The 15,230-nt window shown below is 31.3% G+C and carries 12 protein-coding genes; 6 read left to right on the top strand and 6 right to left on the bottom strand.

Annotation, left to right across the window (positions count from 1 at the left end):
* Positions 1-63 precede the first annotated feature (63 nt).
* From P8H50_RS02330 to uvrC, 3 genes are all read right to left on the bottom strand, one after another.
* A complete protein-coding gene (locus tag P8H50_RS02330; RefSeq protein ID WP_300205206.1) occupies positions 64-1,224 on the bottom strand; it encodes a homogentisate 1,2-dioxygenase in 1,161 nt (386 codons plus the stop codon).
* A gap of 192 nt (positions 1,225-1,416) precedes the next feature.
* Positions 1,417-3,666, bottom strand: coding sequence for a patatin-like phospholipase family protein (locus P8H50_RS02325; RefSeq protein WP_300205204.1), 2,250 nt, complete (start codon positions 3,664-3,666; stop codon positions 1,417-1,419).
* Positions 3,667-5,469 carry an excinuclease ABC subunit UvrC gene (uvrC, locus tag P8H50_RS02320; protein ID WP_300205202.1) on the bottom strand — a complete coding sequence of 601 codons (1,803 nt, stop codon included), beginning with the start codon at positions 5,467-5,469 and terminating at the stop codon, positions 3,667-3,669.
* 121 nt (positions 5,470-5,590) lie between these two features.
* Here uvrC and P8H50_RS02315 point away from each other — a divergent pair, with 121 nt between their 5' ends.
* Genes P8H50_RS02315 through P8H50_RS02300 form a run of 4 tightly spaced genes read left to right on the top strand, consistent with a single transcriptional unit; the run spans position 5,591 to position 8,483 of the window.
* A complete protein-coding gene (locus P8H50_RS02315) occupies positions 5,591-6,034 on the top strand; it encodes a RimK/LysX family protein (RefSeq protein WP_300205200.1) in 444 nt (147 codons plus the stop codon).
* A 36-nt stretch (positions 6,035-6,070) separates the two neighbouring features.
* Complete coding sequence (rimK, locus tag P8H50_RS02310) at positions 6,071-6,940, top strand: 30S ribosomal protein S6--L-glutamate ligase (RefSeq protein WP_300205198.1); 870 nt, start codon at positions 6,071-6,073, stop codon at positions 6,938-6,940.
* Between the two features lie 15 nt (positions 6,941-6,955).
* Positions 6,956-7,927, top strand: a complete 972-nt coding sequence (locus P8H50_RS02305; RefSeq protein ID WP_300205196.1) for a succinylglutamate desuccinylase/aspartoacylase family protein — start codon at positions 6,956-6,958, stop codon at positions 7,925-7,927.
* Entirely contained in the window at positions 7,920-8,483 is a 564-nt protein-coding gene (locus tag P8H50_RS02300) for a 5-formyltetrahydrofolate cyclo-ligase (RefSeq protein WP_300205194.1), read from the top strand. The genes P8H50_RS02305 and P8H50_RS02300 overlap by 8 nt, the downstream gene beginning before the upstream one ends.
* Positions 8,484-8,495: 12 nt before the next feature.
* On the opposite strand, the gene P8H50_RS02295 is transcribed toward P8H50_RS02300, so the two are convergent.
* The 3 genes from P8H50_RS02295 to P8H50_RS02285 all read right to left on the bottom strand — a co-directional run bounded on the left by P8H50_RS02295 (position 8,496) and on the right by P8H50_RS02285 (position 10,781).
* On the bottom strand, positions 8,496-9,128 hold the full coding sequence (locus tag P8H50_RS02295; protein ID WP_300205192.1) for a lipoprotein signal peptidase: 633 nt from the start codon (positions 9,126-9,128) through the stop codon (positions 8,496-8,498).
* Positions 9,129-9,154: 26 nt separating this feature from the next.
* Positions 9,155-9,616: a hypothetical protein gene (locus tag P8H50_RS02290; protein WP_300205190.1), complete on the bottom strand. Its 462-nt coding sequence runs from the start codon at positions 9,614-9,616 to the stop codon at positions 9,155-9,157.
* Between the two features lie 109 nt (positions 9,617-9,725).
* Positions 9,726-10,781 (bottom strand): endonuclease/exonuclease/phosphatase family protein, encoded by a 1,056-nt coding sequence (locus P8H50_RS02285; protein WP_300205188.1) that lies wholly within the window; start codon positions 10,779-10,781, stop codon positions 9,726-9,728.
* Between the two features lie 141 nt (positions 10,782-10,922).
* Between P8H50_RS02285 and P8H50_RS02280 the strand changes: the two genes are divergently transcribed.
* Both P8H50_RS02280 and P8H50_RS02275 read left to right on the top strand, forming a co-directional pair.
* Positions 10,923-13,802, top strand: a complete 2,880-nt coding sequence (locus P8H50_RS02280) for a carboxypeptidase-like regulatory domain-containing protein (RefSeq protein WP_300205186.1) — start codon at positions 10,923-10,925, stop codon at positions 13,800-13,802.
* A gap of 34 nt (positions 13,803-13,836) precedes the next feature.
* Entirely contained in the window at positions 13,837-15,189 is a 1,353-nt protein-coding gene (locus P8H50_RS02275) for a DUF5689 domain-containing protein (RefSeq protein WP_300205184.1), read from the top strand.
* Positions 15,190-15,230 lie beyond the last annotated feature (41 nt).

The following is a 15,230-nucleotide window of genomic DNA, read 5'->3' as shown; positions in this document are numbered from 1 at the left end:
TCCTTTTTTGTTTTTTTCAAAAAAGATATAACGGAAAGCAGGAAATAGCTTCTTATAATTATTTTAATGTTCTAACCATGATTTATAATAGTCTTCGTCTGCAATTTTCATGGCTTCTTCTGTTACCATTAGTGGTTTAAATGTATCCACCATAACAGCTAGTTCTTGAGTTTCGATTTTACCAATACTGCGTTCTGCTGCTCCTGGATGTGGACCATGAGGTATTCCTGCTGGATGCAACGAAATATGGCCTTGCTCGATATCGTTTCGGCTCATAAAGTCGCCATCTACATAATATAAAACCTCGTCACTATCAATATTACTGTGGTTGTATGGTGCTGGAATACTCTGCGGATGATAATCGTACAAGCGTGGCACAAAACTACAAATTACAAAGGTGTCTGTCTCGAAGGTTTGATGAATTGGTGGTGGTAAATGAATACGACCAGTAATAGGTTCGAAATCGTGAATTGAAAAGGCGTATGGATAGTTAAAACCATCGTATCCTACAACATCAAAAGGATGAGAGGCATAAACCATATCGAAAATATCATCTTGTTTTTTAACTTTCATTAAAAAGTCGCCAGATTCGTTATTGGTTTCTAACTCATATGGTCTACGCAAATCGCGTTCGCAATATGGTGAGTGTTCTAATAATTGTCCAAACCAGTTTCTATAGCGTTTTGGTGTGTAAATTGGGCTACGAGATTCTACAATAAATAGTCTATTGTCTTTTGTATCGAAGTCTATTTTGTAGATTATGCCTCGTGGAATTATAAGATAATCTCCATATTTAAAGTCTAAGTTACCAAGATGTGTTCTTAGTTTTCCTGAGCCTTTGTGAATAAAAATCATTTCGTCTGCGTCTGCATTTTTGTAAAAATAATCTGTAGTAGATTGTTTTGGTGCAGCTAAAATAATAGTACAATCGCTATTGGTTAAAACGGCTTTTCTACTTTCTAAATAATCGTTTTCTGGTTTTACTTGAAACCCTTTTAACCTGTAAGATTGTATGTGGTTTTTTTTAGCAATCTTTGGTGCAACACTGTATTGTTTTTTTATTTCTTTTACTTGTGTTGGCCGTTGTTCGTGGTATGAGTTTGTGCTCATACCATCGAAGCCTATGGTGCCAAAAAGTTGTTCGTAATATAAAGACCCATCTTCTTTTCTAAATTGTGTGTGTCTTTTGGGTGGAATGTTTCCTAATTTATGATAAAATGGCATTTTTTAAGTTTTGAGTTAAAAATTTAAAGCTTAAAGTTAGACTTTTGCTTTGCTTAATGCGACATAAGGAAAGGAAAAATCACTCTGGATTTCTTTTAATAAGAAATTTTAAAAAGGTTAATATGTCTTGCCAGAGGTAATTCATTTAAAACAAATATCGTGATTTTTTTGGAGTTTAAGAAATTTGAAATTCTAAAACCAAAAACCTAAATTAAAAAACCAATAGCTTTCTTTTGTTTCTGGTGAAAACGTGTATTTAGCTTCAATAGGACCAAGAAAAGTTTCTACACCATAGCCTAAGGCATAACCTGAATAATCTGGGAGTGAAAACCACTCAATATCTTCTGAACTAAATAAATCGTCTTCTACGTTTGCAAAATTTGCTGCTAGTGAAATGTGGTGTTTTTTTATTATTTCGTAATCTAAATTTATGGTACCTTTTATGTAACTGTCTCCTGCAATCGATAAGAAGTCGTAGCCAAAAAAGGGCTTATAATTATTAATAAAGTTGTTTGCATAACCACCTAAAGCAAAATCTAAATACAAAATATCCTTACCATTAATTTTTGCACCTGCTTCGTTAATAATACTAGCGCTAAATTTTGGAGTAAAAGAATAAGCATAGCCTAAAGTTCCACTAATTATTGAAAACTGACTAAAATTTGTGTTATAGTCTGATGAGAATAGATATAAATTAAAATCGGTATTGAAATAAAAGCCTTCGTTTGGGTAATATTTATTATCGAAAGAATCGAAACGTAGATTTCCAAAGGCACTTAAATAATCGCTATTGTCAAAAATTGTAGCGTTTTCGCTAGTATTTGGTAATACTGTTTCGGTTGAAATTTTTAAATGTTTTTGTTCTGCACCAAGCGTTAAAGTTAAATCGTTTTTATATTGTGTTTGTACAAAAACTCTATTTGTAATATCTGTAACTTTAATATCTAATTTATTTAGGCCAGATGCAGAAAATAATCCGGGTGATAAAAAAGAGGAAGCAGCTATGTCTTTATCAAACTCGTTATATCGTGAGCTTACACCAACACTCCAGTAGAAACCTTTGTCTATATAATACTCAAAATTATACCTCACATTATCACCAGCTATTAGATCTAATGAAAGCGCATCACTTTTAAAGAGTAATTGTTTTTTTGTAAAATTTCCTAAAAGTGCACTCTTGTATAAACCATCATAATGTAAACCAAATTTTAAAAAGGTGGTTTTATCTGTTTCTTTTATTTCTGTGTGTAGATCGTAGCCTTCAACACCATTATTTGTAGAGGGTATTAGTTTATAGGTAAAACTGTCGAAATTATTGGTTCCAACTAGGTTATTTGCACCACTAATAAATTTCTTGTAGCTTACTTTTTCAAATGGTTTTAGTTTTAATTTTCCTAATACATAAGAAATAGTATAATTATCTAAGCCTTTAAAAAAGACTTGATTTATTTGAATGCTGTCCTGAGTTTTAGGTTCTATAAATTTTACTCTTTTTTTTCTTTGCTTTTTTGCCAGCTCACTTAATTCTGAACCTTTTAATTTAGCTGCTATTTCTCCGTTTTTAATAATCTTAGCACCATCTCCAAAAGACACTACATTAAACTTTGTGATATCTGGCTTAATGTAGATATCAGTTTTTGGCTTTTTAATTTTCATATCATTTATGGTACGAAAATTATTAATTTGAAACAGTATCGCAGGAGCCGAAGACAAATCACTTCTATTGGCAAGACCATCTTGTACATCGACACCAATAATAACATCCATGCCTTTAGCGCGTAATTCGTCTATTGGGTAATTGTTTGTAACGCCTCCATCTATTAATAGTTGTTTGTCTATTATTACGGGCTCAAACAAGGATGGAAATGCACCACTAGCCTTTACAGATTGTGCTAGATTGCCTTGATCTAATATTACAGGTTGTCCAGTTTCTATGTTGGTCGCGATACAGAAAAACGGAATTGGAAGTTTGCTAAAATCATTTATATTATTAACATGTAATGTAAGTTTAGATAATAAATTAAAGGTGTTTTGGCCTCTTGATAAAGCAGATGGTAATTTTACTTTAAAATTATTAAATGGTAAAATTAGAGCATATTTTTCGTTGTTTTCACGTTCGTAAAACGTTTTTGCTGCTCTTGGAATTTCGTCGCTTAGTATTTTATTGAAATCTACATCTTTAAAAATTGAGTCTAATTGCTTACCAGAATAGCCAGAAGCATATAGAGATCCTACTATAGCTCCCATGCTTGTTCCTGCAATATAGTCTACACGAATACCAAGGCTATCTATAACTTTTAATGCACCAATATGTGCTAACCCTTTAGCACCACCACCACTTAAAACTAAACCTACTTTTGGTTCTTTCTCAAGTTTATTTTGTCCAAAAACATTTGTTTTTGCTATTGTTAATAGTAAAATTACGATGATAATATTCTTCATTTATTCGCTTTCGGTTTTATGGTAATAGCTATATATTTTTTCTGCTCGAGATACTCCTACAACGTGTTCAAGTTCATCTAATTTGGCATTTGCAATACGTTTTGCAGATTTAAAAACTTTAAGCAAATCGATAATAGATTTCTCTCCAATTCCAGGAATGGTTTCCATTTCTGTATTTAACGCTTGTTTGCTACGTTTATTTCTGTGGTGCTCAATTCCAAAACGGTGAGCTTCGTTTCTTAATTGTTGTATTATTTTTAAAGTTTCGCTTTTTTTATCTAAATATAATGGAATTGGATCGTTAGGATAAAACAATTCTTCTAAGCGTTTTGCAATTCCTATAATTGCAATTTTACCGCGTAAATTTAAAGCATCTAAACTTTTTAACGCTGAAGACAATTGTCCTTTTCCACCATCTATAATTATTAATTGTGGTAAAGGTTGCTCTTCTTCTAGCAAACGTTTGTAACGTCTGTAAACAACTTCTTCCATAGAAGCAAAATCGTCTGGACCAACTACGGTTTTAATATTAAAATGCCGATAATCTTTTTTACTTGGTTTACCATTTTTAAAAACAACACAAGCTGCAACAGGATTAGTACCTTGTATGTTAGAATTATCGAAACATTCTATATGTCTTGGTTCTTCGCTTAGCCTAAGGTCCTTTTGCATTTGTGCCATAATTCTATTGACATGGCGATCTGGATCTGTAATTTTAACTTGTTTAAAACGCTCCATTCTGTAATACTTTGCATTACGAATAGAAAGGTCTAAAATTTTACGTTTGTCTCCAAGTTGAGGTAAAGAAACTTTAATATCTTCTCCTACATTTACTTTAAAAGGCACATAAATCTCATTTGAGTTTGAATTAAAACGTGCTCTAAGTTCTATAATAGAGAGTTCTAAAAGTTCTTTATCTGTTTCGTCTAATTTCTTTTTTATTTCAAGCGTATGCGATCTAATTATGGAGCCATAAGAAATTTGAAGAAAATTTATGTAGCCATAACTTTCATCGCTTACTATAGAAAACACATCTACATTACTAATTTTAGGATTAATTATGGTTGATTTTGCTTGGTAGTTTTCTAAAACTTCAATTTTTTCTTTAATTCTTTGGGCTTCCTCAAAATGCATGTCTTGCGCAAGTGTTTGCATTTGTGTTTTAAATTGGCCTAAAGATTCTTTAAAATTTCCTTTTAAAATTTCTCTAATTGCAATAATGTTTTTATAGTAATTTTGTTCTGTTTCCAGACTTTCACAAGCACCTTTACAATTTCCTAAATGGTATTCTAAACAAACTTTATATTTTCCTTCATTAATTTTTTCTTGAGACAAATTATAGTTACAATTTCGTAATTGGTACAATCCTTTAATTAAGCCTAGTAACGTTTTTACGGTTTTCATACTGGTATAAGGACCAAAATATTCGCTTCCATCTTTAATAACACGTCTAGTAGGGAAAACACGTGGAAAACGTTCATTTTTAATACAAATCCATGGATACGTTTTATCATCTTTCAATAACACATTATATCTTGGTTTGTGTTTTTTTATTAGATTGTTTTCTAATAATAGCGCATCGTTTTCTGTCTCTACAACAATATGTTTTACACTTGCAATTTTTTTTACTAAAACTCTAGTTTTGCCATTCTCGTGAGTTTTTGTAAAATAAGAAGAGACTCTTTTTTTTAAATTTTTTGCTTTACCAACATAAATAATATTACCCTCTGTATCAAAATACTGGTATACGCCAGGAGCGCTTGGTATCGTTTTTAATTGTATTTCTAGAGATGGATTTGACATATACTCAAAGGTAATTATTTATAAATAATTGCGCGTTTATCCATTTAATTTAATTTCAAAAAATAAAATTTCCCTTTTAAGCATATTTGTTACCTTGCGTCAATTGTTAAAGCTTTAAAAAATGCCAAAAAAAACTATAGGTAGAATAGATAAAGTTGATTTTCCTACTTTGGATTTATTTGATATTGACGTAAAAATAGATACTGGTGCATTTACCTCATCTATGCATTGCCATAAAGTTATTGAAGAGGATAATTTGTTGAAATGTCTTTTTTTTGATAAAGAACATCAAAATTATAATAAAAAAATTATTGTTTTTAAAAACTATACAACTACTAAAGTAAAAAGTAGCAATGGAATGGTTCAAAACAGATATATGGTAAAAACTAGTGTGCTGCTTTTTAATAAAAAGTACAAAATAGACCTTACTTTAAGCACAAGAAGTGAGATGAAATATCCAATACTAATAGGCCGAAAGTTTTTATCGAAAAAGTTTATAGTAGACATCAATCTAAAAAACTTATCTTATAAGCAAAAAGAAATAAATCAAAAAACACAAAACTAAATCGTAGACTAACTACTAATATATCAATTTACCACAATGAAAATAATAATTTTATCTAGAAACGCTCATTTATATTCTACTAAACGCCTTATTGAAGCCGCAAAAAAAAGAGGACACGAAGTAGAAGTCATCGATCCTTTAATGTGTGATATTATTATAGAAAAAAAGAATCCGAAAGTTATTTTTAAAGGAAGAATTTTAGAGGCAGATGCTGTTATACCTAGAATTGGAGCCTCAGTAACTTTTTATGGAACAGCAGTAGTTCGTCAATTTGAAATGATGAAAGTGTTTTCTGCTGTAGAGTCTCAGGCTTTGGTTAGGTCAAGAGATAAATTACGTAGTCTACAAGTATTGTCACGAGCAGGCTTAGGAATGCCAAAGACCGTCTTTTCAAATTATGCAAAAGACGTTCAGAGCATGATTGATTATGTTGGTGGAGCACCATTAATAATTAAACTATTGGAAGGAACACAAGGTTTAGGTGTAGTGTTAGCAGAGACAAATAATGCAGCAGAATCTGTTATTGAAGCTTTTAATGGATTGCAAGCTCGAGTTATAGTTCAAGAGTTTATTAAAGAATCTAAAGGTGCAGATCTTAGAGCTTTTATAGTAGATGGACAAGTTGTTGGAGCAATGAAACGTCAAGGTAAAGAAGGAGAATTTAGATCTAATTTACATAGAGGAGGAAGTGCTAATATAATTGAGCTTACTGATGAGGAAGAAAATGCTGCTTTAAAAGCCGCTAAATCATTAGAGTTAGGTATTTGTGGTGTAGATATGTTACAATCTTCTCGTGGGCCATTAATATTAGAAGTAAATTCATCTCCAGGATTAGAAGGAATAGAAGCGGCAACAAAAAAAGATATTGCATCAACTATTATTCGTTTTATTGAACGTCATGTTTAAGTACAATTATAGATAATGAGTGAAAAGAAAATAGATCAGTTACATATTTTAGGAGAAAACATCAAGCCTGGTCAAAGTGCAACAGTGACTTTTGAGGTTGCAAAATTACATACTCGTAATACTCTAGATGTACCTATTATAATTGAGCGCTCTAAAAAAGCTGGGCCAACAGTTTTAATAACTGCTGGTATTCATGGAGACGAAATTAATGGAGTAGAAATAGTTAGACAAATTATTGCAAAAGGAATTAATAAGCCAAAGTGTGGTACTATAATTTGTGTTCCAGTTATAAACGTTTTTGGGTTTTTAAATATGGATCGACTTTTTCCCGATGGACGAGATTTAAATCGCTCTTTTCCAGGCTCTGAGGATGGTTCTTTAGCTAGTAGAGTGGCACATTTTGTTATGTCTGAAATTGTACCACATGCAGATTTTGTAATGGATTTTCATACAGGAGGAGCTGACCGTTTTAATGCTTCACAAATACGAATTATTAACAATGATGCAAGACTTACAGAGTTGGCTCATGTTTTTGGAGCTCCTTTTATTTATTATTCTGAAAACTTAAATAAATCTTTTAGAAATGCATGCCACAATAAAGGAGTACCTATGCTTTTGTTTGAAGGTGGTAAATCTTTTAATATAGACAATACTATAACTAATAGTGGTGTTAATGGTGCTAAACGAGTTTTACACCATTTAGGAATGTTAAACACTAAGTTTAAAGTGTCTAATCCAAAAACTAAAGCTATAATTATTAAAAAAAGTAAGTGGATTAGAGCTAGGTATTCTGGAATGTTTAAAACGGTAGTAAAAATAAACTCTTACATTGAAAAAGATGAAGTAATTGGTCATATTACCGATCCTTATGGAAGTTTTAACCATTTTGTAAAAGCGCCTCACAATGGTTATGTTTTTAATATTAATGAGTCACCAATAATTTATCAAGGTGATGCTATTTTTCATATATCTAAAGAGATTGAATAAAGTAGAATTACGCAAAAAATATAAAGCACTTAGAGCTCAGTTAAGCGAAAATAAAATTGAAAATCATAGCTTGACGATTGCAAACAAATTGCTAGAATTAGATATCTGGCAGCAATCGTTCTATCATATATTTTTAACAATAGAAAGCTACAACGAAGTTAATACAGATTTTATTCTTAATATATTATCTGGAAAAGACAAAAACATTGTAATTTCTAAAAGTGATTTTAAAACGAAAACGTTAAACAATTTTTTACTAACAGACAGCACTACAATTAAATTAAATAACTATAACATTCCAGAACCTGTTGATGGTATAGAAATTAAAAACGATAAAATTGAAGTAGTTTTTCTTCCATTATTAGCTTTTGACCAAAATGGAAATAGAGTTGGCTATGGAAAAGGTTTTTATGATAAATTTTTAGCAGATTGTAAGCCGGAAACTATAAAAATTGGATTGTCTTTTTTTGAAGCTGAAACTAAAATATCAGATGTTTTTAAAGACGATGTTGCTTTAGATTACTGTGTTACTCCTCAAAAAATATACTCTTTTTAACGGTATTAAAATTTATATATTTTCTTCCTTTTTAGGAAATGCTTTTTTATTAAAGAATAGTAAAATACCAAACCCTATTGCAATGGCTACATCTGCAACATTAAATACTGGTTCAAAAAAAATAAAATTAGTACCACCAATTAATGGCATCCATTCGGGTAAATTTCCTTGCCACAAAGGGAAATAAAGCATATCTACAACGTTTCCAAAAAGCAGCTTACCGTAACCACCATCTCGTGGCATAAAAGAAGCAACTTGACCAAAACTATCGTTAAATAAAACACCGTAAAAAACAGAATCTATTATATTACCTAAAGCTCCAGAAAATATAAAAACTAAAGCTAAAATAAGGGTTTTAGAAACTTGCATGTTTATGGAATGTATTAACCAATAACCAATACCAAGAATAGCTAAAATTCTAAAAGAGGTTAAACATAATTTTGCAGTGCTCTCACTAATAAAAGGAATAATATCACTTAAGGTGGTTCCCCAAGCCATACCATCATTTTCAACAAAGTAAATTTTAAACCAATTAAAGATTTCTAGAGATTCATGTAATTGAAAATGTGTTTTTATATACAGTTTACTTATTTGGTCGATAAGTAAAATAATAATAATTAAAAGTGTCACTTTCTTTATAGACATTACAGTATTTTAAAGCTAAAGTAAGATTATTTTTTAGTTTTGAAGATGTTAATATTACCATTTATAGTGTTAATTATGGCATTACCATAAAAATTGTTAATGTTAACATTGCCTTGGTTTAATTCAAGTATGAGTTGTTTGTATTTTCCAGTAACTTCTGCTGATGCAATTTTACTTTTAAAACTTAAATATAAATGTTCTGGAATTTCAATGGAAACCTCTATAGAAAGCTGCTTGTGAGCACTTAATTTATCGTTGTTTTTTTCTAAAAATGTTTTATAGGCACTAGAAATTAATAAAGTGTCATTTTTAATTTCATTAATTATTGTAGTGTTTTGTGCTTCTTCTCCTTCAATTTTACTAATTATAGTAATTATATTCGTTTTTGTGGTTTTAGTCTTAATTTTAAAAATGGCATCTCCTTTAATAATAATAGACTTTATGGTTTTATTATCTATGGTTTTTATCTCTGTCTTTTGACTGTACATCAAAAAACTAGTGAAAGTAAATAGAGCAAAGAGTAAGTTTTTCATTTAAAACAAGGTAATAAAAAACGCCAACTAAAATAGCTGGCGTTTTAACTTTTTAAAGTAATTCTTATTCTGTTTCTTTAATTAGATAAATATAAACAGGAAAGTGATCACTAAAGCCGTTAGTAAAGCCTCCATCTGCAAAACTTCTTAGTGGATAACCTTTCCATCGTCCTTTTTTGTTTACTAAATAATTTTCATTAAATATACCAGCCTTATAATAAGTCCAATTAGTGTATTCTTTTTCTAAAAATGGTTTAGTAATCATAATTTGGTCAAATAAACTCCAAGAATCTCTGTATGCACCAGTTCCTAAACCTTGTTTTTTAAACATATTAATAAAAGGATTATAAATACCTTTAATTTTCACGTTTTTTTGTTTGCTTTTAGCTTTTAAAACATCTTTTACACTTGCATTTGTTGGATCATCGTTTAAATCTCCCATTGTAATAATCTTAGCATAAGGGTTTATAGATTGTAAAGAATCCATAATATGTTTATTTAGCTTTGCTGCTGCAACACGTTTTGGACGACTTCTAGCTTCACCACCACGTCTTGAAGGCCAATGGTTAACAATAATATGTATAAGTTCTCCTTCAAGTTGTCCAGATACTAATAATTGATCTCTTGTGTAAATACGTTCTCTAGTAGTGTCATCGTATATTTTTAAAGTGTGCGAACTTTTAGATATAGGCTGAAATAAACCTTTTTGGTACATTAAACCAACATCTATACCACGTCTATCTGGAGAATCAAAATGTACAATTCCATAATCTTTCGCTAATAACAAAGGATCGTTTGCCACATCTTGCATTACTTTTATGTTTTCAACTTCGCATACACCTAATATTGCAGGTGCATTTCCTGTTTTACTACTTCCAATGTCCGAAATTACACGAGCCATATTGTGTACTTTCTTTTTGTAAATTTCTTCTCGATCTGCTTTAATCTCCATCATTGGACTAGCCTCATCATTTTTTTCTGTATCGTTTTCTGTATCAAACAAGTTTTCTAGGTTATAAAACGCCACAGTATGGATTTTATATTTCTTTTCTTCTTGAGCATTAACGGTTAAAACAGCAGTAATTAGTACGACTGAAAGCCACGATTTAAAGTTCTTCATTAATAGTAATGTTATGTTTATATTATACATTTATACAAAATGTTTGCCAAAGGTAAATATTTCTAATAAAAAATGTAACTTTGCACGCCTTAAATAATGATTATTTACTGCACCAACAATTTATTAACTATAATTTATAGTATGAAAAAAAGTTTTTTAATTTTCTTTTTAGGAATTTTTTCCACATTTTCACTTTTTGCGCAAGAAACTCTTGTAAAAGGAAGTGTTATAGATGCGGTATCTTATGAGCCTATTCCTGAAGTAACAGTAACTATTGAAGGCTCAGACCTATCTACAAAAACAGACGGTCTTGGACAATTTAGCTTTAAAAAAGGCATTCCTTTGGGAGAGCAAGTTTTAAAAATCGAGAAATTGGATTACACAACAAAACGTTATCCTATTATTGTTAACGAAGGACAAACTGTAGATATACAGGATATGACCTTAGCTTATAACGCTAGCGATAAAAAAGATTTGTACATTATTTCTATTTCAGACGATCAGTTAAATAGTGAAGATGATGGATTAACCAGTAACGTATCAGGATTATTACAATCCTCTAGAGATGTGTTTTTAAGTGCCGCAGCTTTCGACTTTAGTGCTACATTTTTTAGGCCAAGAGGTTTGGACAATGCAAATGGTAAGGTTTTAATTAATGGTCTTGAGCTAAATAAACAATCTACAGGAAGACCTCAATGGGGAAACTGGGGAGGAATTAATGATTTACAACGTAATCAAGAATTTTCTATGGGTTTATCTCCTAACGATTATAATTTTGGTGATTTAGCAGGTACAAATAACATTATTATGAGAGCCTCTAAATATCGTAAAGGAGGACGTTTATCTTTTGCATCGGCTAATAGAAGCTATGAAGGTCGTTTAATGGCAAGTTACAATTCTGGTCTAACAGAAAATGGATGGGCATATAGTTTGTTAGCTTCTAGACGTTTTGGAGATGGAGGTTATGTTGATGGTACATTATATGATGCTAATTCTTTTGTCGCTTCTGTAGAAAAGAAAATTAATGAGAACCATAGTATTAACTTTACTTCTATATATGCTCAAAATAGAAGAGGTAGAGGTACAGCCTTAACTCAAGAAGTATTCGACCTAAAAGGAAGACAATACAATCCGTTTTGGGGAGAATTAAATGGCGAAATTAGAAACTCTAGAATTCGTAGAATAGAAGAACCAATTTTAATGTTAAATCATTATTGGAACCTTTCAGAAAAAACATCAATTAATACTAATATAGGATACCAATTTGGAGAAACCGGAAACACAAGAGTGGATAATGGTGGAACACGTTTAGTAACCTTCCAAGGTCAAGATAGTTATATTGGAGGTGCTAGAAATACAGATCCTACATATTATCAAAACTTACCTAGTTATTTTTTAAATGTAGATGGAGGACCAACAGCTTATAATTATGAGCAAGCTTATTTAGCTGGTCAAGCGTTTCAAAACGATGGACAGTTTGATTGGAGAGCACTATATACTGCAAATGCAACTTCAGAAAATGCAATCTATGCTATTCAAGAAGATAGAATAGACGATAAGCAGTTAATGGCTAACATTATTTTTGATACAGAATTAACAGATAAAATTCGTTTTAATGCTTCTGTAAATTATAGAAGATTAAATAGTGAGAATTTTGCTGAAGTTTCAGACTTATTAGGAGGTACTACCTATTTAGACGTCGATTTTTTCTCTGATGAAAATATTCAATCTACAGATGGTGTGTTAACCACAGCCCAATCAGATTTAAATAATCCTAATAGACTAGTAAGAGAAGGTGATCGTTATAAATACAATTACGAGATAGATGCTAACGTTATTGGAGCATTTGCTCAGGCAGTATTTAAATACAGTAAAGTTGATTTTTACCTTGCTGGAAACGTATCTAAAACAGATTATCAACGTAACGGTCTATATGAAAATGGTTATTTTGAAGGTAATTCTTTTGGTAAAGGAGACAAAGTTGAATTTGAAAACTTTGGTGCTAAAGCTGGAGCAACATATAAAATTACAGGTCGTCACTTATTAGATTTCAATGGAGCTTATATGACTAAAGCGCCAAATATTAGAAACACCTTTGCAAATGTTAGACAATCTAACATGTTACTTAGAGATGTAGATAGCGAAACCATTACAAGTGTAGATGCAAGTTATATCTTTCGTTCTTCTATAGTGAAAGCTAGATTAACAGGTTTTTACTCTAATTTTCAAGATGGTACAGAAACAGGGTTCTTTTTTAGTGAAGGAGCAGGAAGTAATTTAGTACAAGAAGCTATTACAGGAATAGAAACACAAAGAATAGGAGCAGAGTTAGGTATAGAAGCTCAAGTTACACCTACAATTAAATTAAAAGGAGCTGCTTCTTTTGGACAATACACATATAATAATAATCCAAACCTTACATTATATAGCCAAGAATTTGGTACAGGAACTGCAGTTTTTGGAGACGGAACAACAAATCTTAAAAACTTACATGTTGCTGGTGGACCAGAACGCGCATTTCAATTAGGATTTGAATATCGTGATCCAGATTATTGGAATATTGGTGTAACAGCAAACCACTTTTCTAATGCATATGTAGATGCCAGTGCATTAAAAAGAAGTGCAGCTTTTATTACAGATCCAGAACTATATGCAGATACACAATTCCAAGATGCAACTGCAGGAGGAAATGATTATGTGCTTACTGGTGGCGAAATTAATAGCGTAGATCCAGCAATTGCAAAAAGATTATTACAGCAAGAACAGTTTGATGACTATATGTTAGTAAACATTATTGGTGGAAAATCATGGAAAGTAAATGATTACTTTGTTGGTTTCTTTGCAACAATTAACAACGTTTTTAATCAAGAATACCGTACAGGTGGTTTTGAGCAGTCTAGACGTGTAGATTATAGAAGTCAATTAGACGAACAAACAAACGAAAACGGACCTGTTTTTGGTAATCGTTACTTTTTTGGTAACGGAACTACGTATTATTTAAACGTTTACGTAAGATTTTAATTATATTTATAGAAAAAAATAAATTCAAGAAAAAATGAAAAAATTTAATTTAAACCCAATCGCAGTATTTTTAGTGAGTTTAGTTTTACTAACTGGCTGTGTTGAAGACGATAATTTCGATGTTCCTACAGGAATTGCTGGAATTACAGAATACCCAAATGCAGATGCACAATTTAATTCTTTAAGTGCAGTATTAGGAAACTTTGGAACAGGAAATGGAGATCCTGTAACTTATGAAGAAGCAAGCACAACAGTAACAGAGAAATATACTGAAGGTTATGTAGTTTCTAGTGATGAAGGTGGAAACTTTTATAAGCAACTAGTAATCCAAGATGCTCCAGAAAACCCAACAGCAGCCATTGTAGTTCAAGTAGATAAAAATCCAATGTTTACTCAATATGAGTTTGGACGTAAAGTTTACATTAAGTTAAACGGTCTTTCTGTTGGAGAAAGTAATGGCGTAATTCAGTTAGGTCGTTTAGAAGGAGACGAACTTGAAAGAATACCAAGTACAGTAGTTGTTCAACATGTATTAAGATCTGCAGAAGTGGCAACTATTGTTGCTAAAGAAGTATCTATATCAGATTTTAGCGATGCTCTAGAAAGCCAATATATTAGACTAAATAACATGCAGTTTAATAGTAACTTAGTTATTGGTAATACAACAACATTTGCATCTGAACCTAACGATAGTTTCGATGGTGAACGTACATTAGAAAGTTGTGATACTGGAGGATCTGTTGTATTGAGTACAAGTACATTCTCAGATTTTAAAGGACTTAATTTACCAGCTAATAGAGGTTCTATTGAAGGTGTGTTAACAAGAGATTACTTTGATGATTTTTATACAATCTACATTAACTCTCCAGAAGCATTGAATTTTGATAATGCATTACGTTGTGATCCATTATTTGAAGATGATTTCTCTGCAGGTAACTTAAATAAATGGACACCATATAATGTTACAGGTACTCAAGAATGGTATTATAATAGTTTTGGAAACCCATCAGATAGTGCAACAATGTCAGGTTTTTCTGGTGGAGCACAATTAAATGAAGATTGGTTAATTTCACTGCCTATCGATTTATCTTCTGTGCCATCAGCTTTCTTAACATTTCAAACGGTTAAACGTTACGATGGTAATGATATTGAGGTCTTCTACGCTACAGATTATGCTGGTGGTGATCCAACTACAGATGGAACTTGGGTTGCTTTATCTCCAACTTTAGATACAAACACAGGTAGCTGGTCTTCATGGACAGATTCTGGTTTGTTAGACGTTTCTGCAGCTGCAGGTAGCAACTTATTTATTGCATTTAAATATACTTCAACTGCTGCTTCAGCAGCAACTTGGGAAGTAGATAATGTAAAAATTTCAGCTGAATAATTACTCAGAAATAAAAAAATAATATATAAAACCTGATAGTA

The sequence above is a fragment of the Lacinutrix sp. genome (genome assembly GCF_029238095.1).
Classification (GTDB): domain Bacteria; phylum Bacteroidota; class Bacteroidia; order Flavobacteriales; family Flavobacteriaceae; genus Lacinutrix.
The sequence above is the reverse complement of the archived record's forward strand: the minus strand, read 5'-3'. Positions and strand labels throughout refer to the sequence as shown.

Bases quoted from the DNA above. Each gene is read 5' to 3' on its own strand.
- P8H50_RS02330 (WP_300205206.1), bottom strand. From the start codon at position 1,224: ATGCCATTTTATCATAAATTAGGAAACATTCCACCCAAAAGACACACA.
- P8H50_RS02325 (WP_300205204.1), bottom strand. From the start codon at position 3,666: ATGAAGAATATTATCATCGTAATTTTACTATTAACAATAGCAAAAACA.
- uvrC (WP_300205202.1), bottom strand. From the start codon at position 5,469: ATGTCAAATCCATCTCTAGAAATACAATTAAAAACGATACCAAGCGCT.
- P8H50_RS02315 (WP_300205200.1), top strand. From the start codon at position 5,591: ATGCCAAAAAAAACTATAGGTAGAATAGATAAAGTTGATTTTCCTACT.
- rimK (WP_300205198.1), top strand. From the start codon at position 6,071: ATGAAAATAATAATTTTATCTAGAAACGCTCATTTATATTCTACTAAA.
- P8H50_RS02305 (WP_300205196.1), top strand. From the start codon at position 6,956: ATGAGTGAAAAGAAAATAGATCAGTTACATATTTTAGGAGAAAACATC.
- P8H50_RS02295 (WP_300205192.1), bottom strand. From the start codon at position 9,128: ATGTCTATAAAGAAAGTGACACTTTTAATTATTATTATTTTACTTATC.
- P8H50_RS02290 (WP_300205190.1), bottom strand. From the start codon at position 9,616: ATGTACAGTCAAAAGACAGAGATAAAAACCATAGATAATAAAACCATA.
- P8H50_RS02285 (WP_300205188.1), bottom strand. From the start codon at position 10,781: ATGAAGAACTTTAAATCGTGGCTTTCAGTCGTACTAATTACTGCTGTT.
- P8H50_RS02280 (WP_300205186.1), top strand. From the start codon at position 10,923: ATGAAAAAAAGTTTTTTAATTTTCTTTTTAGGAATTTTTTCCACATTT.
- P8H50_RS02275 (WP_300205184.1), top strand. From the start codon at position 13,837: ATGAAAAAATTTAATTTAAACCCAATCGCAGTATTTTTAGTGAGTTTA.